Raw genomic sequence first — 1,621 nt, forward strand, 5'->3', positions numbered from 1 at the left:
CCTTGATTCTCATCTTCATTGCAACAGCCTCAGGACTCAGCGCAACGCGTTGCGCTGAGTCCTGAGTCGCGAATCCGGGTAGGCAACCCCAGAGGGGCCGGAATCCCCCGGCCCGCGATGGAGGGAGGCCGAAATGTCCAGACCCAAGCCGTCCGGGAGGTCGTACGGGAGGCTCACGAGGCACGAGAGGAACACGGTCGAGAGGATGCTCGACCGCAACCGCAGCGCCCGCGATATCGCCGCGGAGCTCGGCAGGTCGCCCTCGACCGTGACCAGGGAGGTTGCGGCGCACCGCTACGTCACCGCGCCGCGCTCGCGCTACGGCGAGCCCGCGCCCGCGGACCTCTCGGGGGCCTGCCCCAGGCTCTCCGCGTGGCCGAGGTGCTGCAACGGCTGCTCGCACAGGAGGGGCTACGGCTGCTCGAGGAGGCCCAGGGTGTTCTACAGCGCCAGGAGGGCGCAGGAGGCGGCCGACGCCGAGCTCTCGGCGAGCAGGTCCGGGATCGACGAGACCGAGGAGGGCGCCGCCGCCAAGCTCGCGGCCATCAGGGACGGGCTCGCGCGCGGGCTCTCCCCGCAGCAGATAGCGGCGACGACCCCCGGGCTCAGCGCCTCCACCGTCTACAGGTGGGTGGACGCCGGCTACGACGGCATGACGAACATGGAGCTCAGGCGCAAGGTCGGCTACAGGCCGAGGTCGCGCCGGGCCCCGGGGAGGGCGACGTCCCACTCGTCGCGCAGGTCGCACGCGTCGTTCCTCGCGCTCGGAGAGGACGCCTGCGCCGCGGCCTGGGAGATGGACACCGTCGAGGGCTCCAGGGGCGACTCCGCCAGGCTCCTCACGCTCCTGCACCGCCCGAGCCGCTTCCAGCTGGCCCTGCCGCTGCCGGACGGCACGTGCGCCTCGGTCCTGGCGGCGCTCTCCTCCCTGCGCGGGGTCCTCGGCGAGGACGGCGCGAGGCGCGCCTTCGGCGCCGTGCTCACCGACAACGGGAGCGAGTTCGCCGACGAGGGCGCCATCGCGGCGCTGATCGGCGAGCGGGACGGCGAGACCAGGCTCTTCTACTGCGACCCCCGGCAGAGCCAGCAGAAGGGCGCGTGCGAGAAGAACCACGTGGAGATCAGGAAGCTGCTGCCCAAGGGCGCCGGCGTCAGGTTCGACCGGCTGACGGCGGCGGACTGCGCGCTGCTCATGTCGCAGGTGAACTCCGAGCCGAGGGGGGCGCTCGGGTTCCTGACGCCGGCGCGCGTGCTGCGGATGGCCCTCGGGGAGGACGCCTCCGCCCTCATGGACGCGTTCGGGATAGAGGAGCTGGCGCCCGGCGAGCTCGACCTCACGCCCGGCTGCATCGACAGGGCCAGGGCCGCGAGGGGCGAGGGGCCGCTGGCGGGATAGGCGGCGGGCCGGGACATGGGCCGGAGGGCCCGTTGCGCTGAGTCCGGAACGGCTGCGCGGCGGGCTGGCGGAGCATGCGGCGGCGGCATGGGGGCACCGGCCTTCATAGCCTCTCCACCTGCGGAAACGATGCGACGGCCAGGTGCCGGGAGCTATTCCCGCGTTGCGCTAGCTGCGGAAACGCGGGGCCCGTTCAGGCTGTTGCGTTGAGATTGAAAATCAACC

At 72.3% G+C, this 1,621-nt stretch carries 1 protein-coding gene; it reads left to right on the forward strand.

The features are described from left to right. Positions 1–133 precede the first annotated feature (133 nt). Entirely contained in the window at positions 134–1,396 is a 1,263-nt protein-coding gene (locus DW870_RS09200; protein ID WP_117877566.1) for an IS30 family transposase, read from the forward strand. Positions 1,397–1,621 lie beyond the last annotated feature (225 nt).

Source organism: Collinsella sp. AM38-1BH, from assembly GCF_003467545.1.
In the GTDB taxonomy this organism is placed as follows: Bacteria; Actinomycetota; Coriobacteriia; order Coriobacteriales; family Coriobacteriaceae; genus Collinsella.